Origin of the sequence: Amycolatopsis sp. NBC_00348 (genome assembly GCF_036114655.1) — a bacterium.
GTDB lineage: Bacteria > Actinomycetota > Actinomycetes > Mycobacteriales > Pseudonocardiaceae > Amycolatopsis.
In genome coordinates this window covers 2,187,784-2,211,532 of record NZ_CP107994.1, presented here as the reverse complement: position 1 = coordinate 2,211,532, position 23,749 = coordinate 2,187,784, and the positions used below count along the sequence as shown (strand labels likewise).

The window sequence follows — 23,749 nt, the reverse complement described above, 5'->3', positions numbered from 1 at the left end:
CAACGCAACCACGAACGACGCTGCACCTGGACCGGCAGCGCGAGTTCACCGGTTCCCCTATCCTCGTTTCGTGGTCGCCAAGTCGAATTCGGTCGTGACGGTGCTGCGTGCGGAGATCATCGACGGCACGATCGCCGCGGGGACGCGCCTGAAGGAAGAGGCCATCGCCACCCGCTTCGGGGTCTCCCGCGTCCCGATCCGCGAAGCCCTGCTCCAGCTCGAGAGCGAAGGCTTCATCAACACCGAGAAGTACAAGGGCGCGACCGTCTCCGCCCGGTCCCAGCACGACGTCGTCGAGCTGATGCAGGTCCGGCGCGGCCTGGAAGTCCTCGCCGCCACCCTCGCGGCGGAAGCCCGGGGCGGGGATCAGGCCGAGCACCTGCGGGCGGTCGTGGCGCGCGGGCGCCAGGCCGGCGAGGACGGCGCCGTGAATGAGCTCCCACCGCTGATCATGGAGTTCCACGAGGTGGTCGCCCGCGCGTCGGGCAACGCCGAGCTGGCCCGCATGCTCGACGAGCTGCTGCGCCGGATCTCGTGGGGATTCGAGCTCGAGATCGAGGACCGCATCGACACGTCGTGGGCCGACCACGCCGCGATCGCCACCGCGATCCTCGGCGGGTCCCCGGTCCAGGCGGGCTACCTGATGGGCGAGCACATCCTCAAGGACGAGATGATCTACCGCCGTCAGAGCATCTCGTCAGACTGACTCGTATACAAAAGATCTCCACAGCTCGACTAGTTCACGTCGCTGGCACGCGTGGTAACGTCGCGGCAATAAGTCTCGTATACAAAACAGGGGTTCGTTGCTTGGCCGTCTCTCCCGATGGGAGCTCAGCCCATGACCTCGACCCACACCCCGGAGCGCGCCACCCCCGGCACCCTCGCCCTGCACCTCGACCGCATCGGCTTCAGCCGCGCCCAGTTCTGGGTGCTCATGCTCATCCTCGCCGGGATGTTCTTCGACACCCTCGAACAGAACTCCGTCGGCGCGATGGGCGCCAACCTCAAGCTCGCGCTCGGGATCACCGACACCCAGCTGACCGCGATCAACACCGCCACCGTGCTCGGCGGGCTCGTCGGCAGGCTCGCCGGCGGGTGGCTCGCCGACCGGTACGGCCGCCGCGCGGCGCTGTCGCTGAACCTGCTGCTCTACACCCTCGGCGGGCTGCTCAGCGCGGCCGCCGTGAACTACGAGATGATGCTGGCCAGCCGTTTCGTCGTCGGCATCGGACTGGGCGGCGAGTTCACCATCGGCATCGCGATGCTCGCCGAGATGGTCGCCACCCGGCACCGGGGCGCGCTGGTCGCGACGCTCAACATCGGCTCCGGCGGCGTCGGCAACTTCCTGTCCTACGGGCTGTTCTTCCTGCTCCTCGGCCCGCTCGCCCCGGCACTCGGCGGCGACCACCTCGTGTGGCGCTGGACCTTCCTGTTCCTCGCGCTCCCCGCGCTGCTGGTGGTCCTCTACCGGCGCCGCCTCCCGGAGACGCCGCGGTTCCTGCTCGCCAAGGGCCGCGTCGAGGACGCCAACCACTCGCTCGCGATCTTGGCTTCCCGCTCTCTGAAGCGCACCGCGGCGACGCCGGTCGGCGGCCCGCTGACCATGGCGGACGTGCCCGCTCGCCAGCTCAAGTCCTCCCCCGCGGCCGTGTTCGCCCGCGCCGTCCTGCCCCGCACGCTCTCGATCGGCGCCGCGTCCTGGATGGCCTTCGGCGCGCAGGTCACCCTCAACTTCCTGATGCCGACGCTGCTCGTGGAGCGCGGATACTCCATTTCGGACAGCCTGCTCTTCACCATGATCATGAACGTCGGGTCGCTGCTCGGCGCCTGCGCCGCCGCGTTGCTGGCCGGACGGGTCGGCCGGCGCTCTGCCGTCGGCGGCGCGGGCGCGCTCGGCTGCGTCACCGCCGCGGCGTTCGCGGCCTTCGGGGACTCGACGGTCCTGATCCTCGTTCTCGGCGCCCTGTTCCAGTTCTTCACGATGATCACCAACACGACGCTCGCGGTCTGGTCGCCCGAGCTGTACCCGACGTCGATCCGCGCGACCGGCACCTCGATCGTCAACGGCATCGGCAACATCGCCGGCGCGGTCATGCCGTTCCTCGCCGTCGCCCTCTTCGCCGCGTTCGGCCTCGCCGGGGTCTTCGGCATGGTCGCGGTGATGTACGCCCTGCTCGTCCTGGCTTCCCGGTTCGCGCCCGAGACCCGGGACCGGACGCTGGAAGAGATCAACGAAGACGTCCCCGCCGCCGTCGCCTGACCCGAAAAGGAGAAATCCCTTGGACACCCTGCGCATCTCCGCGACCGCCAACGGTCTCAACTACCTGCCCGAGTACCTCGCCGGCACGACCGGCCTGTTCCGCGACGCGGGCCTGGCGGTGACCGCCCGCGCCTGCGACCCGTGGACCGGGGTGCTGGACGACCTGGCTTCCGGCGACGCCGACCTCGCGCTGGGCGGGCTGTGGGTGCCCGGCATGTACACCGGCAGCAGCCGCGCGCTGACCGTGGTCTGCCAGCTCAACCACCAAGCGCCCAAGGCCATCGTGCACCGCGGCGCGCCCGAAAGCTTCACCCTGGCCGACCTGACCGGCAAGGTCGTCCTCGCACCCGGCATCGGCGGCAGCGCGCCCTACGCGGTCACCGCCGGGCTGATCCGGGAGGCGGGCACCGACCCGGACGACGTCACCTTCGTCCGGGACCTCTCGACACCGATGCTGGTCGAGCTGTTCGGCGCCGGGCTGGGCGACGCGATCATCCTCGACCTCGTCTCGGCACTCGAACTCGAAGCCACCGGCCAGGGACGGATCGTGTTCCGCAACCTCGACCAGGGCGGGATCATGCCCAACAGCGTCTACTACTGCCGCACCGACCGGGTCGAGGAGCTGCGAGAGCGGTTCACCCGTTTCGTCGGCTGCATCGACGCGGCCATGAAGAACCTTCCCTCGACACCGGCGGCGACGATCGACGGGATCCTCACCGCGCGCTGGCCGGGCAAGGAACTCGGGATCCTGCGCGACGCCACCCGGCAGATGACGGCGAGCGCGGTCTGGGAAACGGTCGCGATCGACCCCGCGGGCAGCGACCGGTGGATGCGGATGCTCGCCGAAAGCGCGATGCTCACCCGGGTCCCGGCCTACGACGACCTGGCCGACGACAGCTTCATGAAGGCCTACCGGTGACCGCGGTCCTGCCGGACGACGACCTGGCCGGGCTCGTCGACCTCGGCGACCTGATCGACGCCGTCCGCACCGCGCACCTCGACCTGGCTCTCGGGCTCGCCGAACAGCCGATCCCGGCGATCAGCACCACGGCAGGCGCCACCATCGTGCTCCCGATGGTGGCGACCTCCCACCGCCTCGGGCTGACCGTCGTCAAGGTCCTCACCGACGCACCCGGCAACCGGGACGGCGACGGTCCGGCCCAGCAGTCCACCGTGGTGGTGCTGGACTCCCGGACCGGCGCCCGCCTGGCCGTCATGAACGGCGGGACCGGCACCCGGATGCGGACCGCGGCCGCCAGCGCCGTGGCCACGGACACGCTGGCCCGCAACGATTCCCGCGTACTCGGACTCGTCGGCGCCGGGCCCCTCGCGGTCGAGCACGTCGCCGCCATCCGCACGGTCCGGGCGATCGACACCGTCGTCGTCTGGTCCCGCTCCGCGGCCCGGGTCGCCGAGTTCCGCCGCGCGCTGCTCCGGCGGGAACACGCGGACGGCGTTCCGGCCCTCGACGTGATCACGGCTTCGGGGGCGCGCCAGGTTGTCGAAACAGCCGACGTGCTCTGCACCCTGACGCCGTCCCGGGTCCCCGTCGTCGAAGGCGCGTGGTTCCGGCCGGGGCTGCACGTCAACGCCGTCGGCGCGCCACCCCGGCCCGACCACCGGGAGATCGACTCCGAGGGCATGGCCCGCGCGGACGTCTTCGTCGACAGCACCGCCATCCAGCTGCACAAGTCCGGCGAAGCCCTGCTGTCGCTGCGCGACGGCACGACGACCGAGGAGGACTTCCAGCACGAACTCGGCGCGGTACTGGCCGGACTGGCACCCGGACGGACGGGCCACGAGCAGATCACCCTGTTCAACTCGGTCGGCATCGCCCTGCAAGACCTCGCCTACGCCGCCCTAGCCCTGCAGCCGTATCCGACGGAACACAGCGCCCGACGGTCTCACACTGACTGAATTGGGAGGAACGGCCGTAACGCGTCCCGACCGCGAGACTGGTGCTGCCACTCCTTCGGCTGAGCACAACTCCCCGACGCTGCTGTCCTGGCTGGGATGCGAGTACCTGGTCCCGGCACGCGTGATCCGGCCGGCCCGGTGACCATGGTGAAACGGGTCGCCCACGCCCTTGAGCAGGCACACCCAGAATTTCGCTCTCGGCGTCGGGCGGCCCACACGCGCGCGATCTACACGGCCCGCTACCTCACCGATCCGGTCTACCGGCGCGTGCCCCCGCACCCAGCCGGTCACATGTCGATGTTGCGGATAGGCGTGGAATCACCGTGGCGCGGCTAGCTTGAGTTTCAACCCGTTCGACGGGGGCGTGGGTTGCTCGACTTGGTGTTCTTGCTGCGCCTAGGTTTTCGGGTGTTCGTACTGGTGACGGTATGGACGTCATGGCGTGACGCGGGCCGTTGGTTGGGTGTTCCGGCGGGACGGCCGGGGCCGGGCTGTGAAGGTTTCGGACACCGGCCGGACAGGCGAGCGGTGGACGCAGGTTCCGAAACCCTCGGCGGACCCGCGCTGGGGTGAGCCGGTGGGCTGGTCGGGGTTTCTCCCAGGAGCGGCGCAGATCCGCTGTGAGATCACGGGCCAGGCGGAGCTGGGTGTAGGCGGTCAGCAGCAGCCAGGTCCAGCGGTCGGCCGCCTCGGGCGAGCGAAGTTTCGGGATGGTCCAGGGTTCGGGAGTGCCAAAGCCACACGGGTTTCGCCGGTCGCGCCGGAGGGCAGGCGCTCGACCTGCAGCCGGATCACGGTGCCTTCGATGATCGGCAGGGCACCGTCGTGGCCGGCCCAGGCGATGCGGTGGGTCAGCCGCGGGTGAAGTCGGTCCCAGGCCCGGATCAGCGCGGGACCGTAGAGCCGGGTCGTGGTGTCGGTGACGACGTCGGATTGCCCCCAGGTGGCCGAATCACCGAAGGCGAACTCGTCGCCGTGGCGGCGGGGCCTGCCCAACGTGGCGGGCAGCACCATCGAATCGGCGCAGACGGGGCACCAGTCCGACTGATCCCCCATTACTACGTTGCGCGTACTACTCGACGCGTAGCAGTGTGCCGTGGATGCCGAACGACGCCCAGATCCTCGTGCTCTACGCGCTGACCGACGGCCCGCTGCACGGCTACGCCATCAACACCGCGATCGGCGACCTGACCGGAGAACGGCTGGGGCCGGGCAGCCTCTACGGCGCCCTCGCCCGCCTGGAGGCGAAAGGGCTGATCGAAGCCCTCGACGGGGAAGGGCGTCAGCGCCCGGTGCAGATCACCGATCAGGGACGCACCGTCCTGGAGCGCGAACTGCGCGCCATGGCCAGGGTCGCCGACGCCGGACTCCGGCGGCTCGGCATCCGGCCGGCATGACCGTCGCCCAGTGGCTGGTCCGGCTCTACCCGCGAGCGTTTCGGGACCGCTGGGGGCCGACCTGACGGCGGAGGTCCGGAACCACCCCCGGTCGTGGCCGAACCTGCTCACGAGCGCGGCCGACGTGTGGCTGCACCCCGCCGTCCGGCCCGCTCGCTCGGTCGCCCAGCGCCAGGCCCGGGTGGCCGCGATGGCGGTGATCGTGACCGGTATCGGCTGGTTCGCCGCACACCTGACGGTCGAGGACACCCGCGGCCCGCCACCGCTCCCCTCTACGACCTGTACACCCGACGCCTGCGCAAGCAGGCTACGGCGGCCGCCAGGAGATCGTCGACGGCCTCCGCGACCTCCTCATCGAACGCGCGACCTCGGGCAGCACGCTCACGCAGGTCGCGGACACTCTGACCGTCGATGACGTCACCGCCCACTTCTGCGACGCCTACTGGCCGGCCTTCCGCGAGATCGACTTCCTCCGTGCCCTGCGCGACTACGCGGGGCGGCAACGCCGGTTCGGTGCCTGACGTCGCACAGCCGGCGGTGCGGCGCTGTCGTACCGCGGTACTACTCGCCGCGCCGGATTGCCTCCCGCGGTACCACGTCGCGGCCCGAGTCCCCTCCTACCGTTGAGGAAGTACGGCCCGGGGCGACCGGTCCGCGGATCCAGGGGATGAACGATGATCGAGGCACACCAGCTGACCAAGCGGTACGGGGAGAAGACGGCGGTCGACCACCTCGACTTCACCGTCCGGCCGGGCACCGTCACCGGGTTCCTGGGGCCCAACGGCGCGGGCAAGTCCACCACGATGCGGATGATCGTCGGACTGGACGCGCCGACCAGCGGTTCGGTCAAGGTCAACGGCCGCCGCTACGCCGAGCACACCTCGCCGCTGCAGGAGGTCGGGGTCCTGCTCGAAGCGAAATCCGTCCACAGTGGACGTTCGGCGTTCGACCACCTGCTCGCCCAGGCCCAAACCCACGGCATTCCGCGACGGCGGGTCGACGACGTGATCGAGATGACCGGACTGCAGTCCGTGGCGAAGAAGCGCGCGGGGAGCTTCTCCCTCGGCATGGGCCAGCGGCTCGGGATCGCCGCGGCCCTGCTCGGCGACCCGGCCACGATCATGCTCGACGAGCCGGTCAACGGCCTGGACCCCGAGGGCGTCCTCTGGATCCGCAACCTGCTCAGCGGGCTCGCGGCCGACGGGCGCACCGTGTTCGTCTCCTCGCACCTGATGAGCGAGATGGCGCTGGTCGCGGAGCACCTCATCGTCGTCGGCCGGGGCCGGCTGCTCGCCGACACCACCGTGCACGACCTCGTCCGCGACGCCGGCGGCGACACCGTCCAGGTGGCCACCGCGGACCCGGCGCGCCTGCGCGAGGTCCTGGCCGGTCCCGGCGTCGAGATCGCCGGCCGCACCGGTTCCGAGGAGCTGCAGGTGAAGGGCCTCTCGGCGCGCGTCATCGGCACCAAGGCCGCCGAACACGGCATCACACTGTTCGAGCTGTCCGCTCGGACCGTCTCCCTCGAGGAGGCCTTCATGGACCTGACCCGCGACGCCGTCGAGTACCACGGCGTCACCACCGGCATCGACGCGCTCGGGAGGGCGGCATGACCACCTTGACCCCGGAAGCCCCCGCCCGCACCGTCCGCCCGGTCTACCGGGTCACCGGGCGCCACGTCCTGCGCTCGGAGTGGACCAAGCTCTGGTCCCTGCGCTCCACCTGGATCACCCTGGGCCTCGGCCTGGTGTTCCTGGTCGCGTTCGGGCTGATCTCCGCCGCGCGGTACAAGTCGAACATCGGCTCGGGCCAGCCGATGGACCCGGACTTCGCCGGCGCCACCGCGTTGAGCCTGTCGCTCTTCGGCACGAACTTCGCGCAGCTGGCGCTGGGTGTGCTCGGCGTGCTCGTGACCGCCGGCGAGTACTCCACCGGCATGATCCGCTCGACGCTGACCGGGGTCCCGCGCCGGCTGCCGGTGCTGTGGTCCAAGTCGGCCGTGTTCGGCGTCGTCGCGCTGCTCGTCGGCACGGTCGGCGCGTTCCTCGCCTTCGTCTTCGGCAACGCCATCGTGACCGGGACGCCCGCGGCGATGTCGCTGTCGGACCCGGGCGTGCTGCGCAGCCTGCTGGGCACCGGGCTCTACCTGGGTCTGGTCGGCGTGATCGGGGTGGCGCTCGGTGCGCTCCTGCGCTCGGTCGCCGGTGGCATCTCGGTCCTCGTCGCCGCGCTGATGCTGATCCCGGGCCTGATCTCGCTGCTGCCGAAGTCGTGGCAGGGCGACATCAGCCCGTACCTGCCCAGCAACGCGGGGCAGGCGATGTTCGCGCTGACCCGCGACGCCACCACGCTGGCGCCGACGGCCGGGATGCTGGTCTTCGTCGGCTGGACGGTCCTCGCGCTGGGCGGCGCCGCCTACCGGCTGGCGCGGTCCGACGCCTGATGCCTCACCGCCGGTGCGGCCTTGGTGCCGCGCCGGCGGTTTTCCGCGACGATGAGCAGGTGAGACCCGTGCCCGACGACCAAGCCGCGACGCCGTCGTGGACCGGATCCCCGCTGGTCGCCCGGTTGACGGGGTACGGCCAGCGGCTGCGGCAGTGGGACCGGCGCCACCCGTGGGTCCTGGACCTGGCGGTGATCGCCGGGCTGTTCCTGCTGTTCTGCGCGCCGGACCTGGTCCCGGACGGCGACGACGGGCACGGTCCCGAGGAGCTGCTGCTCACGTTCACCCACCTGCCGACGGCCGGCACGCTGGCGCTGCAGGCCGGGTTGCTGCTGCCGCTGTTCTGGCGGCGCCGGGCCCCCTCGGTCGCGCTGGCCCTGACCGCGGCGGCGTTCGTCGTCCAGTGGTCGCTCGACGTCTTCCTGCGCGCCGACGTCGCCCTGCTCGTCGCGCTCTACAGCGTCACCCTGCACGCCCGGCTGCGACACCTGCCCTGGGCGGGTGCCGGGGTGGTCACGCTCCTGCTCCCCGTGGCGGCCCGGGTCTCGCGCGCGGTGTCCTTCTGGGAGGCCTTGTTCTTCCTGCTCACCGCCGTCACTGCGGCCGTCGCGCTCGGGCTGGCCGTCCGGATCCGCCGGGCCCAGCTGGCGAGCCTGCGCGACCGCGCGCGGCAGCTGGAGATCGAGCGGGACCAGCGCAGCAAGCTGGCCGCCGTCACCGAACGCACCCGGATGGCCCGCGAGATGCACGACATCATCGGCCACAACCTGTCCGTCATCATCACCCTGGCCGACGGCGGCGCCTACGCGGCCGACCGCACCCCCGAACGCAGCAAGCAAGCACTCGAGCTGGTCGGCGACACCGGCCGCCAGGCCCTGGGTGAACTGCGGCGCATGCTGGGTGTCCTGCGGGAGAAAGCCGACGCCCCGGAGCTGACCCCGCAACCGGGAATCGGCGACGTCGAGGCGTTGTGCACGCGGATCCGCGCCGCCGGACCGGAGATCCTCCTCCGGTCCGCCGGTGAGCTGGACACCCTCGATCGCGGGGTGCAGCTGATGACCTACCGGATCGTCCAAGAGGCACTCACCAACACGCTCAAGCACGCCGGTCCGCGCACCCGGGTCGACGTGCTGATCGCCGTCGAGGGTCCGGCGCTGCGCATCCGCGTCCAGGACACCGGCCCGCCCGACGCCGTCACGCCGCCCGAGCCGCCTGTCGAGGAGGGGCACGGGATCGCCGGGATGCGGGAACGCGCGGCCCTCTACGGCGGCACGGTCTCCGTCGGCCCCACCGCCGGCGGCGGGTGGGCCGTACAGGCCGTCCTGGACCTCACCCCGATCCCCGTCTCGCCCGGCGGTGCGCTGTGACGACCGTCCTCATCGTCGACGACCAGCCCCTGCAACGGTTCGGCTTCCGGATGCTGCTCGACGCGACGCCCGACACCGACGTCGTCGGCGAAGCCGCGCACGGTGCCGAAGCCGTGCGCCGGACCGCGGAACTGCGGCCCGACGTCGTCCTCATGGACATCCGCATGCCCGGCATGGACGGCATCGAAGCCACCCGGCAGATCCTCGCCACCGGCGGCCGATCCCGCGTCCTCGTCCTCACCACCTTCGACCTGGACGAATACGCCCACGCCGCACTCCGCGCCGGAGCCAGCGGGTTCCTCCTCAAAGACGCCCACCCCGAAGAACTGCTCGCCGGCATCAGGGCGGTCGCGGGCGGCGACGCCGTCATCGCACCCGCGCTGACCCGGCGGCTCCTCGACACCTATGCCCAGCGGCTCCCGGCCGACGCGCCCGATCCGCCGACCCGGACGGATCCGCGCTGGCTGTCCTTGACCGAACGGGAGCAGGAAATCCTCGTGGCCATCGGCAACGGGTGGACCAACGGCGAGATCGCCGAACGCCTGGTGCTGTCCGAGTCCACGGTCAAAACCCACGTCGGCCGGGTGCTGGCGAAGCTGGGCGCCCGGGACCGCGTCCAGGCGGTGATCTTCGCCTACGACCTGGGCCTGACAGAGCCGAGGCCCCCGACCTGACCGGCGGGTTTCATGTCGGCGACGCCAGGTCCGTGGTCGAAGTGGCGGACGAGGCCGCTTGACGCGGCCCTGAACAGCCTATATAAACCACATGGTTACAGAACCAGGAGGTTATGCATGGGCACGAGCAGCACCCTGGACGCGACGTTCGCCGCACTCGCGGACCCCACCCGGCGGGCCATCCTCGCCCGGCTCGCGACCGGCGACGCCACCGTCACGGAGCTGGCCGTCCCGTTCGCGATGAGCCAGCCCGCCGTGTCGAAACACCTCCGCGTGCTCGAGCGGGCCGGACTGGTGAAACGCGGCCGGGACGCCCAGCGGCGGCCGTGCCACCTGGTGGCCGAACCACTCAAGGCCGCCACAGCCTGGCTGGCCGGCTACCGCGACTACTGGGAAGCCAGCTACCAGCAACTCGACGACCTCCTGAAAGACCTGCAACCATGACCCTCCCGGGACTTCAGGTCATTGAGACGGGCACCGCCGGGCTCGTGCTCACCCGGAAATTCGCCGCTCCCGCCGACCTCGTCTTCGCCGCTCTCACCCAGCCCGAGCTGCTACGCCGCTGGCACGGCGCCCACGGCTGGCACCTGACCGGCTGCGACGTCGACCTCCGCCCCGGGGGCGCCTGGCGCTTCGTCTCCCACGGCCCCGACGGCGCGGAAATGGAGATGTACGGCGTGTTCCGCGAAGTCGAGCCACCCGGTCGTCTCGTACAGACCGAGATCCACCGCGGCTGGCCCGAAGGCGCCGCGCTCGTCACCACCGTCCTGACCGAGACCGGCGGCCACACCACGATGACCGTCACCGCGCAGTACCCGTCAAAGGAAATCCGCGACCAGGTCGTGCGCAGCCCGATGCGGCGCGGCGCCGGCGAAGCGTACGACCGCCTCGCATCCTTGCTCGACCACGAGAAACGAGACCACTCATGAACGACCCCGTCACCGAAATCCCCGCCGACCCGACTGCTGTCGCCGCCGATCCCGGCAACCCGCCCGTGCTCCCCGGCGCGTACCTGCTCGAACTCGTCTCCGTGCCGGTCACGGACATCGACCGCGCCATCGTCTTCTACCGCGACGCACTCGGCTTCGCCCTCGACGTGGACGTCCGCCCGGTGGACGGCGTGCGCATCGTCCAGCTCACCCCGCCCGGTTCGGCCTGCTCGATCTCCCTCACCGAAGGCGTGCAGACCATGACCATGCCGCCGGGCACGGTCCGCGGGCTGCACCTGGTGGTCGCCGACATCGAGCAGGCACGCGCCCAGCTCGTCGAACGTGGCGTCGAGGTCGGCGCCGTCGAGGACATGGGCGGCGTGTTCTACGCCTACTTCGCCGACCCCGACGGCAACACCTGGTGCCTGCAGCACATGCCCTGGCGCTGACCACGGTCTCCGCCGTCCGCGCCATCGTCGAGAACCTCACTTCGGTCGCGGCCGCCAGAGCCAGCTCCCCGGCGTCGGGACGGATCGCGTCCGGCCAGTACGGCGGCAGCCCGAAGAAGCGCCCGGGACCTTCCCGGACGTAGCCGGGGTGACCGGGGCAGCACGCCGCCCAGACCGTGGATCGCCAGGGTGACGGCGTAGGCCGGCTGGTCCACAAGGTACCGATCCGGCCGTAACCGGTCGTCGAAACTTCCGCGCCGACGCCGGCACCGCGCCGGGGTCGGGCAACACATCGGCAAGCCGGGCCGCTCCGACAGCTTCCTACCGGGTGCCGGTGTCGGCGTTGTCCCCGAACGCGAGCGCGGCGCCGACCGTCGCGGGTGGACGCGCGTGCGACGCGAACGGCGGGCTCACCACCGCGATCCGGGTCTCGTGGACGCGTTCTTGCTCCGGCGGAGCCGACGCCGTTCTGCCTCTGTTTCGCCGACACGCACGCTGACCGCCGCTCCCCGTCCGGTATCGGTACCGGGCTCGACTCACAAAGCGTGTACGGACACGTTCCCGAACGAGGTCTTCCCCGTCGCCGTCGAACTCTGCAGGCCTACGAAGCTCTCCGCCGGGACCAGCGTCGGGTCCACCACCGACAGCACCTCCCGGCCGCTGTCGTAGAGGGTCAGCTTCGAGCCCTGGACGGCGAAGCGCAGTGCGTGCGTCTCCTCCGGCTTGATGTCCGCCGCCGCGCCCGTGCCCGCCAGTTTCGTGTTGACGCCGGCGTCCACGACGCCGATCGCGTACTTCTGGCCCCAGGACGCGATGCCCGCGTAGTAGTAGCTGTCGCGGGTGGTGAACCTCGTCATCAGGACCGCGTCGCGGTCGTTCAGCGCCGTGCTGTGCGGAGTCACCTCGGCCGCCAGGTCGTAGTCCAGCGTGCGGATCGGCACGTTGCCCTGCAACGTCTGGGTCGCGACCGCGTTGCCCAGCGTCGTCGCGCGGCCGCCGCTGACCTGGAACGACGCGCCGTTCGGGATCTCCGTGCCTTGGGTCATCGTCCACTTCGCCGGGTCCACTGTCTGCAGCCCGGTGCGCCGGATCGCCAGCTCGATCGTCTCGTTCCAGCCGGGGCGGTTGTTCTTGGCGTTGAAGAAGACGTGGTCGGCGCCGTTGTGGGTGACGACGAACTGGCGGTACACCATCGCGTCCTCGGGGCCGCCGGCCACGCCGAGGTCCAGCTCCAGGTTCGCCCGCGTCAGCTCCCAGTGGATCCCGTCGCGGGAGAGCAGCTTCCCGCCGCGGGACGGGTAGTCGGCCTGCCAGCCGACGACGCGCATCTCGTAGCCGCCGTCGGCGGTGCGGCGGATGTTCGGGCCGCCGATGCCGAGGGACGCCCAGCCGCCGTCGCGCATCGGGCGCAGGATCGGGTTGCCCGCGTACTTCGTCCACGGCCCGGCCGGGTTCTTCGCGGTGGCGTAGCAGATGTACTCCGGTTCCCCGCCCGCCGACGCGATCTTCCCGGCGGTGTACCAGATCTTCCACGTGCGCTCGGCCGCGTCGTAGTACAGCGCGGAGTTGTAGATGTAGTCGTCCTCCCACGGCATCGTCGATTCGAGGATGACGCCGTGCTTGGTCCACGGCCCGGCCGGCGCACTCGCGGTCGCGTAGTGGACGCGGCCCTTGCCCGCGGCGTCGATGCCGAAGTACGTCATGTGCCAGGTGCCGTCGAGGTAGACGACGCTGGGCTGGTTGAGGTTGTTGTGGTCGGTGTCGATCGAGCGGCTGAGCACCGGGTCCGGCGTCTTGGTCCAGGTGACGCCGTCCTCGCTGGTGGCGTACCCGACGTAGTACAGCGAGCCGTACCACATCTTGAACCGCGGGCCGCCGCCCTGGTTGTAGACCAGGCACGGGTCCTGCAGCAGCGAGGTCTCCCACGACAACGTCTGGGTCATCACCGTCCCGCGGCGCTCCCAGCCGCTGATCGGGCCGAACGTGTCGCGCAGGAGCTCGGCACCGGCCCGGGGCCGGGACGCCGGTCCGGCCGCGGCCACACCCGGGAGCAGCGGCACCGCGGCCAACGCCGCGCCGGCACCGAGGAAGACACGACGAGAGTGCTGGGACATCATTGTTCTCCGTTCTCGTGGGTCGAAACCGAGCGGACGGCCGCCGCGGTGAAGGAACTGCCGAAGGAGACGGCGCGGGCTCCCGCGCCGAGGAACGCCGCCGCGTTGCCGGCGTCGACCCCGCCGGTCGCGACGAACCGCACGCCGGGGAAGGGCGCCCGCAACGCGGAGATCCAGCCGGGTGTCAGCACGCTCGCGGGAAACACCTTCTGCCAGCGGAAACCGGCGGCGAGCGCGGCCCCCACCTCGGTGCCGGTGGCGACGCCGGGCAGGTGCGGCAGGCCGTGCCCGACGCTCGTCCGGGCCACGCGCGCGTCGAAGCCCGGCGCGACGGTGAACCCGGCGCCCAGGCTCCGCACGGCGTCGAGCGCGTCGAGCGTGGTGACGGTCCCCGCGCCGACGCACGCGCCCGGCTCGTCGCGCGCCCACGCGACGGCGGCCGCCAGCGACGGCGCGGATTCCTCACCGTGCCACGGGACTTCGATCAGCTCGACGCCCAGCGACCGGGCGTCGCGGCAGAGCCGCACGGTGGCGGCGGGATCGTGGCCGCGCAGGATCACCATGACCGGCAGTGTGGTGAAGCGCCGGGCGAAGAAGTCGTCAGCCGGCATGGCGGCGCACCCCCGAAGTGCCGTCCCAGCCGAGGTTCTGCGAGATCTCCGAGGCCAGTTCCCACAGCAGCGGCAGGTGCCGGCGAAGGCGCTCCAGCGGTTCGATCGCGCACAACGCCGTGATCGACACGCCGGCGTGCACGGCGCCGGTGTGGTCGCGCACCGGGACCGCGATGCAGGCCAGGAAGCTTTCGTACTCGCCGTCGTCGACGGCGTAACCCTGCTTGCGCACCCGGGCCAGCTCGGCGGCGAAGTCGCCGGGGCCGGTGATCGTCGAGGCGGTGAACTTCTCGAACGTCGTGGTCGCCAGGATAGCGTCACGCCGGTCGGGCGCGAGGCCGGCCAGGATGGCCTTCGCGACGCCCGCGGTGTGCACCGGGACCGGCGCGCCGATCCGCGAGGCCATCCGGACCGCGCCGTGGCCTTCGACCTTGTCGACGTAGACGATGTCGGTGCCGGCGAGCTCGGCCAGGTGGATCGTGTGGCCGGCTTCGCGGGCGAGCCGTTCCAGCCGGGGCCGGGCGGCGGTGCGCAGGTCCATCGCGTCGAGGCACTCCAGTGCCATCCCGATCAGGCCGAACCCGATGCCCCAGGTGAGGTCGTCGAGCCGGCGCACCAGCCGGTGCCGCTCCATCGTCTGCAGCAGCCGCAGCACGGTAGAGCGGTGCACGTCGAGTTCCTGCGCGAGCTCGGAGAGCCGGCGTGGCCCGCGGGCGCAGGCGTCGAGGATGACGGCGGCCCGGTCGACGGACTGGGACATCTCAGCTCCCTGGGGTCGGCGCGACGGCGGCCCGGATCAGGTCGGCGGGCGGGCGTGGGAGGGGGAAGTGGTCGGACAGCGACGTCAGCGCGGCGCCGGCCAGCAGGTGCCCGAGGCGCAGCCGGGCCGGGTGCGGCAGGCCGGTCAGCATCCCGTGCAGCCAGCCGGCGGCGAACGCGTCGCCCGCGCCGACCGGCTCGACGACGTCCACCGGCAGCGCGGGCTCGGTGCACGAGGTGTCCGCCGCGAAGCTCGTCGCCGCGGTGCCGCCGTCCTTGACGACCACGACACGCGGCTCGGGCAGCAGCTCGCGCACGTCGGCGGCGGTCTCGGCGCCCCACAGCGCCGCCGCTTCGTCGAGCCCGGTGAACACGACGTCCGCGCGGCGCGCCAGTCCACGAAGGACAGTCGCGGCTTCGCCGGTGTCCGGCCAGAGCGCGGGACGGTGGTTGACGTCGAAGCTGGTCACGACGTCGCGATCGAGCGCGTACCCGACCGCGTCGCGGCACGACGCCGACAGCGCGGGCGTGACCCCGGACAGGTGCAGGTGCCGCGGCCGCGCGGTCAGCGCCCGGTCGACGTCGGCGCGGCCGAGCCGGGAGGCCGCCGAGCCGTCGCGGTAGTAGGTGACCGCGGAGCCGCCCGGGTGCGGGTCCTTGACGAAGAAGCCGGTCCGTCCGGGGCGGCGCCGGGTCAGCGAGACGTCGACGCCGGCCGCGGCGACGTCGTCGAGCAGCCGGGCGCCGAGGGCGTCGTCGCCGACCAGGCTCACCCAGGACGCCGTGGTGCCGAGCTGGACGAGCGCCCGGGCCACGTTGGACTCCGCGCCCGCGGTGGTGAGGGTGAACCGCGTCGCGTGGCGCAGCGGTTCGCCGTCGGCGGGCAGCAGCTGGGCCATGCTTTCGCCGAAGCAGACGACGTCCGGCCGCGTCACGGGACCTCCACGAAGCCGCCGCCGCGCTCCAGGGACTCCGTGGCGGCGAGCACCACGGCGAGGTCGGCGCGGCCTTCCCGGCCGGGCACCACGGGTTCGGCGCCGGTGCGGATCGCGGCGAGCCAGTCCTCGACCATCAGGCGGTGGCTGTCGTAGTAGTTCTCCTTGCCCGTGTGCTCGCTCCCCGCCGGGGTCCAGACGTGGCAGCCGCCTTCGTCGGTTTCGTAGTCGACGACGACGTCGAGCCGGCCGCCGGTGCCGAGCACGGTGGCCTCGGCCTGGGCGGCGGTCCCTGGGACCGACCAGGTGAGCAGGGATTGGGCGGTGACGCCGCTCGCCATCCGCAGTGTGAGGGCGACGGTGTCGTCGTCCCCGGCGGCCGCGACCGCCGCGACGGGTCCGCCGAGGCGGCGCAGCAGGCTCACCTGGTGGGTGCCCTGGTCGAGCAGGATGCCGCCGGACGGGCCGCCGCCGTGGCGCCAGCCGTCGCGCACCCACACCCCGCTCACCTGGTACGCGCGGGTGGAGCGCAGCGCGACGACGTCGCCGATCCGGCCCGCGGCCAAGGCCGTCCGGGCGTCGAGCACCGCACGCAGGTGCGGGTAGTTCTCGGCGACGGCCAGGACGAGCCCGGCGTCGTCGGCCGCCGCGACCATGGCGTGGGCGTCGGACAGCGTGGTGGCGAACGGCTTCTCGACGAGGACGTGACACCCGGCCTCGAGCGCCTCGAGCACCACGGCCGCGTGCAGGTGGTGGGGCACGCGGACGTCGACCGCGTCGATCCCGGCTTCCCGCCGTGCTTCGGCCAGCGAGGTGAACGGCCGGGCGCCGGTCAGCTCGGCGACCGCGGCGGCGCGCGCCGGGTCGGGGTCGATCGCGGCGGCGAGGCCGCCGAGGGCCGGGTAGACGGTGCGGGCGACGATCTCGCCCATCGCCCCGCACCCGGCCAGTGCCACTCGGGTCACGGACGTTCTCCTTCCGGGCGGTACCGGTCCGCGGGCAGTCCGGTGGCGTCGGTTTCGACGGCGAAGAGCTTGCCCGCGTGGGGTTCCGCGGCGGACTGCTCGGGCGTGAAACCTTCCTGGGACGTCGTGACGAACAACGTCGTCAGGTCGGGGCCGCCGAAGCAGCAGCTGCTCACCTGGGTGGCCGGGACGTCAACGCGGGCGAGCACCTCGCCGCGCGGGCTGAACCGGACGACGGCCGAGCCGTCCCACAGCGCCACCCAGAGCGCGCCTTCGGCGTCGATGGTCATCCCGTCCGGTGCGCCCAGCCCCGGGTCGACGGCGAACGCGGGCTCACGGCGGCCGTCCGCGGTCACCAGGTCGACGCGCTGGGTGGGCGTGTCGATGTAGTACAACTCGTCCGGGTTCCGCCAGGCGAGGCCGTTCGAGATCGTCACGTCCGCCAGCACCCGGACGGCTTCGGTCCCCTCCAGGCGGTACAGCGACGCCGCACCCGGCGCGCGGTCCCGGGCCATGCTGCCCGCCCAGAACCGGCCACGGGGGTCGGCCGCGCCGTCGTTCATCCGGGCATGGCGGCCGCGTTCGGGCTCGGCGAGTTTCCGCAGCGAGCCGTCCGTGCCCAGCCGGGCGAAGCCGAACTCGCTCGCCACGACCCAGCCGTCGGCCGGGTCGGCGCACGGCACGACCGCGCCGGCCGCCTCCCCCAGCGAATACGTCGCCACCACGGAAAGACGAGGAGAATCCCAGCTCGCGCGGCGGACGAGCCCCGCGTCGAGGTCGACCCACAGCAGCTCGCCGCGGACGTCGTCCCAGAGCGGGCCCTCCGCGTGGTCGGCGCGCTCGTCGAACGCGACCTGAGCTTGATAGGTACGCATCAGCCGATCCGGAAGGAGGTGTAGGAATGGGCGGGAAATGCCCGGGTCACCGAGCCAGCTGACAGGTCCACAGTGGACTCTTCCGGGAGGGTGTTCCGCGGGTTGCCGGCGGTGTTCACGGCGTTCGGCCGTCCTTCCAGGACGCTCACCGCCGCCTTGCCCCGGGTCCCGTCGAGGCGCAGGGTGTAGGTCAGCGGCGCGTCCGACGCGTTGACGACGTCGATCGACAGCTTGGGGCCGCCCGCCAGCGCGGTGACGTCGAACAGCTCGTCGCCGCCGGTGACATCGGTGCGCAGGACGCCGGGCCGCCACGACGCCGCCTTCATCCGGTGGACGTAGTACGGCGGCTGGCCCCAGACCTGGTTCTGGTTCAGGAACACCAGGCCCTGGTCCCAGCCGTTGTCGTTCTGGCCGTCCACCTGCAGCGCGTTGGCCGAGGAGACGACGTCGACCTTCGGCCGGCGTTGCAGGGCGTTGATCGCGTAGGCGTTGCCGATGGCCCGGGCGAGGTCGTGGCTGTCGGCGTTCAGCTCGAAGACGACGACCTTGTAGTCCGCACCCGGGGCGATCCGGCCGAGCTGGTCGACGTAGCTGTCGAGCGCCCGGAGCTGGGACGGCACGCCGGCGGCGTCCTGGGTCCACAGGTGGATGTCGAACTGGACCTGGGACCCGTACTGCTTCGCCAGGTTGAGGATCTTCTGGTGCGCGGCCAGGGTGTTCACCTTGCCGCCGCCGGTGAAGTGGAACGGGTCGGTGATCACGTCGCTGTAGGTGAAGTCGCCGACGACGAGCTTGATCGTCGGGTCGTAGGCCCAGATGACGTCGGCCAGGGCCTTGAACTTCGTCCAGTACGTCTCGTCGACGGCGTTCTCGTTGCCGAGTTCGAGACGGTGCACGGTGTACGGCGCGGGATGGCCGTCAGCGACGCGTTTCGCGCCCCACGCTGTGGTCTTGGCCCCGTACAGGTACTGCATCAGGTCGGCGATGTCCTGCGGGGTCTCGTCGATGTTCAGCGACGGGACGGCGTCGATGCCCATCGCCTCGCCGAGGCGCAGGAAGTCGAAGATGCCCCAGCCGTTGGACTCGTACGGGTACCAGAAGCCCCGCGTGACCGGCCGCGTGACCGGGTCGCCGATCATCGTCTTCCACTTGTAGTCCGAGACGTCGCCGCAGCCGCTGTTGGCGCAGCCACCGAACCGGATCGCCCGCAGGCCCTGCTGCACCATCGCGTCGGCGACGTCCTTGCGGACGGGCAGGCCCTGGAACCGGCCCCACGCGCCGGGCTGCAGGAACGCGTACCCGACGTCGGCGCTGCCGGGCGCGGTGAGGTCGACGGTGAACCGCGCGTGCGCGTCGGTCGCCGACGGCGTCATCGCGAAGGAGTAGGTCCGCCAGCCGGCGCCCTGCGCATGAATCGACGTCCGGGCGTAGGTCTTGGTGCCGTCCGCGTTCTGCAGGGCGAGGCTCACGGGCTGCGTCGTCCGCAGGGTGATCTTGCCTTCGTACGGCTTGCCGCCCACGACCCCGATGCCCTGCCGGTTGAGGCCGCTGTTCTCGACACCGACGCTGCCGCGACCGGAGACGAAGGTGATCCGCTGGTCCTGGCGGCCCTTGAACGGCGCGCTTGTGTCGAGGGCGTACGTCCCCCGCGATCCCCCGGACGCGATGGGTCGCCACATCCCGCTGACGCCGGCGTCGTGCTCGGGTTCCTGGAACGCCTCACCGAACAGCAGCTGGCTGTAGATGCCGCCGTAGATCTCGTGGTTGACGTCCTCCAGACCGGTCGCGACGTCGGTGCGCGGCGCCTGGCTCACGACGTCGGCGTGCACGGTGACGACGCGCTGAACCGTGGTCGGGACCAGCTTCCACGTCTGCCCGGCGCGGCCGCCGACCGGGCTCCACAGCTGCGTTTCGGTGCCGGCCGCCGTCTGACCGTCCTTGGTGGACAGGGTACGGTTTCCGGTGCCCTGGTTGGCGATGGTGACCGTGCCGCCACCCGCGTCGGCGACGCGCCAGTGCTGGTCGGGGTAGCTGCCCAGGTAGTCCCACAGGTGCACGACGGCGCCGTCGTCGGCGTGACCGTCCACTGTCGACAAGGCCTTTCCGGTCCCGTCGTTGACGATCTCGGAGTAGCCGTCACCGAGGTCGACCTGCCGCCACAGCTGGTTGCGGTTCCCGGCGTAGGGGTCGACGGTGACGACCGGGTCGGTCCCGGTGCGCGTCAGGCCCAGCGCGTTGCCGCTCTGCGCCTCGACGATGGTGAACGTGGTGTCCGCGGCTTCGGCGCGGACGGCAGTGGGGACGGTCGCGGCCAGCGCGAGCGCCAGCGCCGCGGACAGGAGACGTCTCATGGTGGCTCCTCAGCTCTGGTTCCGCTCGGACCGGCGGGCCCGCAACCGGTCGGTGACGACGGCGACGGCGAGCACCGCGCCGAGCACGATCTGCTGGTAGTAGGGCGAAACGTGCAGGATCACCAAGCCGCTGTTGATGCAGACCAGCAGGATCGCGCCGAACGCGACGCCGATCACCCGGCCCACTCCCCCGCTCAGGCTGATCCCGCCGATGACCGCGGCCGCGATCGCGTTGAGCTCCCAGCCGGTGGCGACACTGGGCTGGCCGACGGTGAGCCGCGCGGTGACCAGGACGCCGACCGCCGAGGCGAGGACGCTGCTGACGACGTAGGCCAGCACCACGCGCCGCCGCGTCCGGATCCCCGCGAGGCGGGACGCTTCGGCGTTGCCACCGACCGCGTAGAGCTGACGGCCGACGTGGGTGCGTTCGAGGAAGAACCACGCGAGCACACACGCTCCGACGAACAGCAGCGCCGGCACCGGGATCGCGGCGATCCGGTACTGCGCGACGCTCGTGAAGGTCGCGCCGACGCCGTCGATCGGGAAGCCCTGGGTCAGCGCGAGCGCCGCACCGCGGGCCGCGACGAGCGTGACCAGCGTCGTCACGAACGGCGGTACACCCAGGATGGTCACCGAAAAGCCGTGCACCAGCCCGATCGCCGCGCCGGTCACCAGCGTGACGGCGATGGCGACGACGTCGGGCAGGCCCGCGTGGACGTTCAGCCACGCCGACCACACCCCCGACAGCGCCACCACCGAGCCGACCGACAGGTCGATGCCGCCGGTGATGATGACGAAGCTGACGCCGAGCGCGAGCAGGCCGTACTGGGCCAGGTCGACGCCCATGGTCTGCAGGTTCGACAGGCCGGCGAAGTTGGCGTTGCCGAGTGCGAACACGGCGAACACCACCACGACGGCGCCGACGACGCCGATCTCCTTGCCGCGCAGGAACGAGGGACCGCCCCGCTCGGGCACGGTGTCCGGCGGGGCCGGTTCGGTTTGCGTGGCGGTCACGAGGCCGCTCCTTCCGGGACGTCGTTGGCGGCGGTCATCAGGGCCTGCTTGCTGTAGGCCGAACGCGGGACGGTCGCGGCGAGCCGGCCGCCGGCGAGCACGACGGTCCGGTGCGTCAGCCGCATCAGCTCCTCCAGCTCGGAGGAGGCGATCACGACGGCCATGCCCTGCGCGGCGAAGGACTCGACCAGGTGGTAGATCTCGGCCTTCGCGCCGACGTCGACGCCGCGGGTGGGCTCGTCGAGCAGCAGCAGCTTCGGGCGGGTGGCGAACCAGCGGCCGAAGATCGCGCGCTGCTGGTTGCCACCCGAGAGCGTGCCGATCGGCTGTTCCTGGGTGGCGCAGCGGACCCGCACCGAGCGCCGCACTTCGTCGGTGAACGCCTTTTCGGCGCGTGGGCGGAGGTAGAAGCCGTGCTTCGCCAGCCGGGGCAGCGAGGCGAGCGAGATGTTCCAGCGGACCGGGGCGTCGAGCAACAGCCCTTGGTGCTTCCGGTCTTCCGGGACCAGGCCGACGCCCGCGCGGACGGCGTCGGCGGGGTGCTTCGGCGCGTACGGGCGGCCGAGTAGGCGCATCGAGCCCGCGGTGACCGGGGTGGCACCCATCAGGGCGTGCACCAGGCGGCTGCGCCCGGAGCCCATCAGGCCGGCGACGCCGAGGATCTCGCCGCGGCGCACCTCGAAGTCGACGGGCCCGATCCCGGCGGCTTCCAGGGCCCGCACGGTCAGCACCGGCTCGTCACCCGGCGGCGGCGGGTCGCCGTCGACCAGGACCTCCGCTTCGTCGCCGGCCATCGCGCGGATCATCGCCTCGTGCGTCGCCTGCTCCGGCGTCAGGTCCGCGACGAGCCGGCCGTTGCGCAGCACGAGGACGCGGTCGGCGATCTCGCGCACCTCGTCGAGCCGGTGGCCGATGAAGAGCACGACCTTGCCCTGCGCGGCCAGGTCCCGCGCGCACTGCAGCACGCGGCGCGCCTCGACCGGGCCGAGCGCCGAGGTCGGCTCGTCGAGCACCAGCACCGACGGGTCCCGGCCCAGCGCCTTCGCGATCTCCACGAGCTGGCGTTGCGCCACCGACAGCCGGACGACCGGCCGGCGCACCGGGATGTCGGCGTTGATGCGGGCGAGCATCGCGCGGGCGGCACGTTCGGTCCCGCGGCGGTCGAACACGACACGTCCGCTGCCGGCGCGCCGGCCCAGCATGAGGTTCTCCGCCGCCGACAGCTCGGGCACGAGCGGGAACTCCTGCGACACGGTCGCGACGCCGAGGTCCTGGGCGTGGGCCGGGTCGCCGTTGCGCAACGGCGTACCGCCGATGGTCACCCGGCCTTCGTCGGCGGCGGTGGCGCCGGTCAGCACCCGGATCAGCGTCGACTTGCCGGCGCCGTTCTCGCCGAGCACGGCGACGACCTCGCCGCCGCGCAACGCGAGCCGGTCGACGTTGAGCACTTCGACGGTGCCGTACCGCTTGCGCAGACCGGCCGCCTCGACGTGGACGGCGGTCACTGCGTGACCCCCAGCTTCTTGAGGTCGTCCAGGTAGGTCTGCAGGTTGTCGCCGGTGACCAGGCCGATGCCGGAGCTGAGCGTGCTGACGCCGTCCTTCTCGGCCAGGTACGGCCGCAGGAGCTGGTCCGTCGCGTCCTTGCCGAGCACCTTCAGCGCGGTCAGCAGGTACACGCCGAGGTAGCCCTGCTGGTAGGGCCGCTGCAGCACCATCGCCTGGACGACGCCGTCGCGCACGAACTCCACGGTCTTCGGCTCGGCGTCGTCGGCGACGACCTTCACCGCGCCGGCCTTGCCCGCCGCCTTGACCGCCTGCCCGGCCGCCGGGCCGTCGTAGGACCACACGGTGTAGATCCCGGCGAGGTCCGGATTCGCCTGCAGCACGGTCTGCGCGTTCGACAACGCTTTCGACGGGTCGGAATCGTCGTTGAGCGTGTCGACGACCTGGATACCGGATCCCTCGATCGCTTTCTTGAATCCGGCAATGCGCTGCGTCGCGTTCGCGGCGGTCAGCGAACCGGTGAGGATGGCGACCTTTCCGGAACCGCCGAGCAGCGTTTTCATCGATTCGCCGGCCTTTTGCCCGGCGTCGGTGTTGGGGGTGCCGAGGTAGGTGACCGGATCCGGCGTCCCGGACAGCGGGGAGTCGATCGCGACGACGCCGATCCCGGCCTTCTGCGCGGCGCCGACCGAGCCGACGACGGCCTTGGGGTCGACGGCCGAGACCGTGTAGCCGTCCACCTTGTCCGAGCGCAGGGTGTCCAGGATGGACAACTGGGCGCTGAGGTCACCGCCCGCCGGAGCCTGGAAGTTCGCTTGCACACCAAGCTCTTTCGCTGCGTTCTCCATGCCGGTGCGACCTTCGGTCCAGTACGCCGACGGGCTGTTGATCACCATGGCGACGCGCACGCCGCCGGCGCCCTTGGCCTGCACAGCTTGCTTGATCTTACTGGCGAGTTCGCCCAGCTTCGCGTCGTTGAACTCGGTCGAGCCGGCCAGTTTCGCGGCCGCCTGGCCGGACTGCTGTTTCGCGTCGCCGGTCGCCGACGTGCAGCCGGAAAGGGTGAGTGCCGTCGCGGCGGCGAGTGCGGTCGTGGTGATGAGGACGCGGCTGACGGTCATGGCGAACTCCTTTGTTGCGCGATTTGCACACCCGTGTGCGCAGTGAGCACGTCTAGCGCGGAA

25 protein-coding genes are annotated in these 23,749 nt (G+C 71.7%); 14 read left to right on the top strand and 11 right to left on the bottom strand.

Annotation, left to right across the window (positions count from 1 at the left end):
• Positions 1–70: 70 nt before the first annotated feature.
• The 4 genes from OHS58_RS09965 to OHS58_RS09950 all read left to right on the top strand — a co-directional run bounded on the left by OHS58_RS09965 (position 71) and on the right by OHS58_RS09950 (position 4,177).
• Positions 71–706, top strand: a complete 636-nt coding sequence (locus OHS58_RS09965; RefSeq protein WP_328648009.1) for a GntR family transcriptional regulator — start codon at positions 71–73, stop codon at positions 704–706.
• A gap of 132 nt (positions 707–838) precedes the next feature.
• On the top strand, positions 839–2,260 hold the full coding sequence (locus OHS58_RS09960; protein WP_326950090.1) for an MFS transporter: 1,422 nt from the start codon (positions 839–841) through the stop codon (positions 2,258–2,260).
• 19 nt (positions 2,261–2,279) lie between these two features.
• Positions 2,280–3,179 carry an ABC transporter substrate-binding protein gene (locus tag OHS58_RS09955; protein ID WP_328648008.1) on the top strand — a complete coding sequence of 300 codons (900 nt, stop codon included), beginning with the start codon at positions 2,280–2,282 and terminating at the stop codon, positions 3,177–3,179.
• The gene (locus OHS58_RS09950; RefSeq protein WP_328648007.1) at positions 3,176–4,177 is read left to right on the top strand and encodes an ornithine cyclodeaminase family protein; all 1,002 of its coding nucleotides are present in this window, start codon (positions 3,176–3,178) and stop codon (positions 4,175–4,177) included. The genes OHS58_RS09955 and OHS58_RS09950 overlap by 4 nt, the downstream gene beginning before the upstream one ends.
• A gap of 657 nt (positions 4,178–4,834) precedes the next feature.
• On the opposite strand, the gene OHS58_RS09945 is transcribed toward OHS58_RS09950, so the two are convergent.
• Positions 4,835–5,191, bottom strand: coding sequence for a hypothetical protein (locus tag OHS58_RS09945; protein WP_328648006.1), 357 nt, complete (start codon positions 5,189–5,191; stop codon positions 4,835–4,837).
• 86 nt (positions 5,192–5,277) lie between these two features.
• On the opposite strand from OHS58_RS09945, the gene OHS58_RS09940 reads away from it, so the two are divergent.
• The 10 genes from OHS58_RS09940 (at position 5,278) to OHS58_RS09895 (ending at position 11,579) form a co-directional block, all read left to right on the top strand.
• The gene (locus tag OHS58_RS09940) at positions 5,278–5,574 is read left to right on the top strand and encodes a PadR family transcriptional regulator (protein WP_328648005.1); all 297 of its coding nucleotides are present in this window, start codon (positions 5,278–5,280) and stop codon (positions 5,572–5,574) included.
• Between the two features lie 326 nt (positions 5,575–5,900).
• Positions 5,901–6,095, top strand: coding sequence for an undecaprenyl diphosphate synthase family protein (locus tag OHS58_RS09935; RefSeq protein WP_328649786.1), 195 nt, complete (start codon positions 5,901–5,903; stop codon positions 6,093–6,095).
• Positions 6,096–6,248: 153 nt separating this feature from the next.
• On the top strand, positions 6,249–7,187 hold the full coding sequence (locus OHS58_RS09930; RefSeq protein ID WP_326952919.1) for an ABC transporter ATP-binding protein: 939 nt from the start codon (positions 6,249–6,251) through the stop codon (positions 7,185–7,187).
• Positions 7,184–8,017 (top strand): ABC transporter permease, encoded by an 834-nt coding sequence (locus OHS58_RS09925; protein ID WP_328648004.1) that lies wholly within the window; start codon positions 7,184–7,186, stop codon positions 8,015–8,017. Before OHS58_RS09930 ends, OHS58_RS09925 begins: the two co-directional genes overlap by 4 nt.
• A gap of 68 nt (positions 8,018–8,085) precedes the next feature.
• The gene (locus tag OHS58_RS09920; protein ID WP_328648003.1) at positions 8,086–9,384 is read left to right on the top strand and encodes a sensor histidine kinase; all 1,299 of its coding nucleotides are present in this window, start codon (positions 8,086–8,088) and stop codon (positions 9,382–9,384) included.
• On the top strand, positions 9,381–10,058 hold the full coding sequence (locus OHS58_RS09915; RefSeq protein WP_328648002.1) for a response regulator transcription factor: 678 nt from the start codon (positions 9,381–9,383) through the stop codon (positions 10,056–10,058). The genes OHS58_RS09920 and OHS58_RS09915 overlap by 4 nt, the downstream gene beginning before the upstream one ends.
• 117 nt (positions 10,059–10,175) lie before the next feature.
• A complete protein-coding gene (locus OHS58_RS09910) occupies positions 10,176–10,502 on the top strand; it encodes an ArsR/SmtB family transcription factor (RefSeq protein ID WP_326952916.1) in 327 nt (108 codons plus the stop codon).
• 44 nt (positions 10,503–10,546) lie between these two features.
• Positions 10,547–10,987 (top strand): SRPBCC family protein, encoded by a 441-nt coding sequence (locus OHS58_RS09905; protein ID WP_328648001.1) that lies wholly within the window; start codon positions 10,547–10,549, stop codon positions 10,985–10,987.
• Complete coding sequence (locus tag OHS58_RS09900) at positions 10,984–11,436, top strand: VOC family protein (RefSeq protein WP_328648000.1); 453 nt, start codon at positions 10,984–10,986, stop codon at positions 11,434–11,436. Before OHS58_RS09905 ends, OHS58_RS09900 begins: the two co-directional genes overlap by 4 nt.
• Positions 11,409–11,579 carry a hypothetical protein gene (locus OHS58_RS09895; RefSeq protein ID WP_328649986.1) on the top strand — a complete coding sequence of 57 codons (171 nt, stop codon included), beginning with the start codon at positions 11,409–11,411 and terminating at the stop codon, positions 11,577–11,579. The genes OHS58_RS09900 and OHS58_RS09895 overlap by 28 nt, the downstream gene beginning before the upstream one ends.
• Before the next feature lie 393 nt (positions 11,580–11,972).
• On the opposite strand, the gene OHS58_RS09890 is transcribed toward OHS58_RS09895, so the two are convergent.
• From OHS58_RS09890 to OHS58_RS09845, 10 genes are read right to left on the bottom strand one after another with little or no spacing between them, the layout of a single operon-like run.
• Positions 11,973–13,550, bottom strand: coding sequence for a hypothetical protein (locus tag OHS58_RS09890; protein WP_328647999.1), 1,578 nt, complete (start codon positions 13,548–13,550; stop codon positions 11,973–11,975).
• Positions 13,550–14,161, bottom strand: a complete 612-nt coding sequence (locus OHS58_RS09885; RefSeq protein ID WP_328647998.1) for a bifunctional 4-hydroxy-2-oxoglutarate aldolase/2-dehydro-3-deoxy-phosphogluconate aldolase — start codon at positions 14,159–14,161, stop codon at positions 13,550–13,552. Before OHS58_RS09885 ends, OHS58_RS09890 begins: the two co-directional genes overlap by 1 nt.
• Positions 14,151–14,921 (bottom strand): IclR family transcriptional regulator, encoded by a 771-nt coding sequence (locus OHS58_RS09880; RefSeq protein ID WP_326950106.1) that lies wholly within the window; start codon positions 14,919–14,921, stop codon positions 14,151–14,153. Before OHS58_RS09880 ends, OHS58_RS09885 begins: the two co-directional genes overlap by 11 nt.
• 1 nt (position 14,922) lies before the next feature.
• Positions 14,923–15,855, bottom strand: a complete 933-nt coding sequence (locus OHS58_RS09875) for a sugar kinase (protein WP_328647997.1) — start codon at positions 15,853–15,855, stop codon at positions 14,923–14,925.
• Positions 15,852–16,820, bottom strand: a complete 969-nt coding sequence (locus OHS58_RS09870; RefSeq protein WP_328647996.1) for a Gfo/Idh/MocA family protein — start codon at positions 16,818–16,820, stop codon at positions 15,852–15,854. The genes OHS58_RS09875 and OHS58_RS09870 overlap by 4 nt, the downstream gene beginning before the upstream one ends.
• A complete protein-coding gene (locus OHS58_RS09865; protein ID WP_328647995.1) occupies positions 16,817–17,695 on the bottom strand; it encodes an SMP-30/gluconolactonase/LRE family protein in 879 nt (292 codons plus the stop codon). Before OHS58_RS09865 ends, OHS58_RS09870 begins: the two co-directional genes overlap by 4 nt.
• Positions 17,695–20,046, bottom strand: a complete 2,352-nt coding sequence (locus OHS58_RS09860; protein ID WP_328647994.1) for an RICIN domain-containing protein — start codon at positions 20,044–20,046, stop codon at positions 17,695–17,697. Before OHS58_RS09860 ends, OHS58_RS09865 begins: the two co-directional genes overlap by 1 nt.
• A 9-nt stretch (positions 20,047–20,055) precedes the next feature.
• Positions 20,056–21,060 carry an ABC transporter permease gene (locus OHS58_RS09855; protein WP_326952906.1) on the bottom strand — a complete coding sequence of 335 codons (1,005 nt, stop codon included), beginning with the start codon at positions 21,058–21,060 and terminating at the stop codon, positions 20,056–20,058.
• Positions 21,057–22,565 (bottom strand): sugar ABC transporter ATP-binding protein, encoded by a 1,509-nt coding sequence (locus OHS58_RS09850; RefSeq protein ID WP_328647993.1) that lies wholly within the window; start codon positions 22,563–22,565, stop codon positions 21,057–21,059. Before OHS58_RS09850 ends, OHS58_RS09855 begins: the two co-directional genes overlap by 4 nt.
• The gene (locus OHS58_RS09845) at positions 22,562–23,686 is read right to left on the bottom strand and encodes a substrate-binding domain-containing protein (RefSeq protein WP_328647992.1); all 1,125 of its coding nucleotides are present in this window, start codon (positions 23,684–23,686) and stop codon (positions 22,562–22,564) included. The genes OHS58_RS09850 and OHS58_RS09845 overlap by 4 nt, the downstream gene beginning before the upstream one ends.
• Between the last annotated feature and the right edge of the window lie 63 nt (positions 23,687–23,749).

Bases quoted from the DNA above. Each gene is read 5' to 3' on its own strand.
- OHS58_RS09960 (WP_326950090.1), top strand. From the start codon at position 839: ATGACCTCGACCCACACCCCGGAGCGCGCCACCCCCGGCACCCTCGCC.
- OHS58_RS09945 (WP_328648006.1), bottom strand. From the start codon at position 5,191: ATGGTGCTGCCCGCCACGTTGGGCAGGCCCCGCCGCCACGGCGACGAG.
- OHS58_RS09940 (WP_328648005.1), top strand. From the start codon at position 5,278: ATGCCGAACGACGCCCAGATCCTCGTGCTCTACGCGCTGACCGACGGC.
- OHS58_RS09930 (WP_326952919.1), top strand. From the start codon at position 6,249: ATGATCGAGGCACACCAGCTGACCAAGCGGTACGGGGAGAAGACGGCG.
- OHS58_RS09925 (WP_328648004.1), top strand. From the start codon at position 7,184: ATGACCACCTTGACCCCGGAAGCCCCCGCCCGCACCGTCCGCCCGGTC.
- OHS58_RS09910 (WP_326952916.1), top strand. From the start codon at position 10,176: ATGGGCACGAGCAGCACCCTGGACGCGACGTTCGCCGCACTCGCGGAC.
- OHS58_RS09900 (WP_328648000.1), top strand. From the start codon at position 10,984: ATGAACGACCCCGTCACCGAAATCCCCGCCGACCCGACTGCTGTCGCC.
- OHS58_RS09890 (WP_328647999.1), bottom strand. From the start codon at position 13,550: ATGTCCCAGCACTCTCGTCGTGTCTTCCTCGGTGCCGGCGCGGCGTTG.
- OHS58_RS09885 (WP_328647998.1), bottom strand. From the start codon at position 14,161: ATGCCGGCTGACGACTTCTTCGCCCGGCGCTTCACCACACTGCCGGTC.
- OHS58_RS09880 (WP_326950106.1), bottom strand. From the start codon at position 14,921: ATGTCCCAGTCCGTCGACCGGGCCGCCGTCATCCTCGACGCCTGCGCC.
- OHS58_RS09865 (WP_328647995.1), bottom strand. From the start codon at position 17,695: ATGCGTACCTATCAAGCTCAGGTCGCGTTCGACGAGCGCGCCGACCAC.
- OHS58_RS09860 (WP_328647994.1), bottom strand. From the start codon at position 20,046: ATGAGACGTCTCCTGTCCGCGGCGCTGGCGCTCGCGCTGGCCGCGACC.
- OHS58_RS09845 (WP_328647992.1), bottom strand. From the start codon at position 23,686: ATGACCGTCAGCCGCGTCCTCATCACCACGACCGCACTCGCCGCCGCG.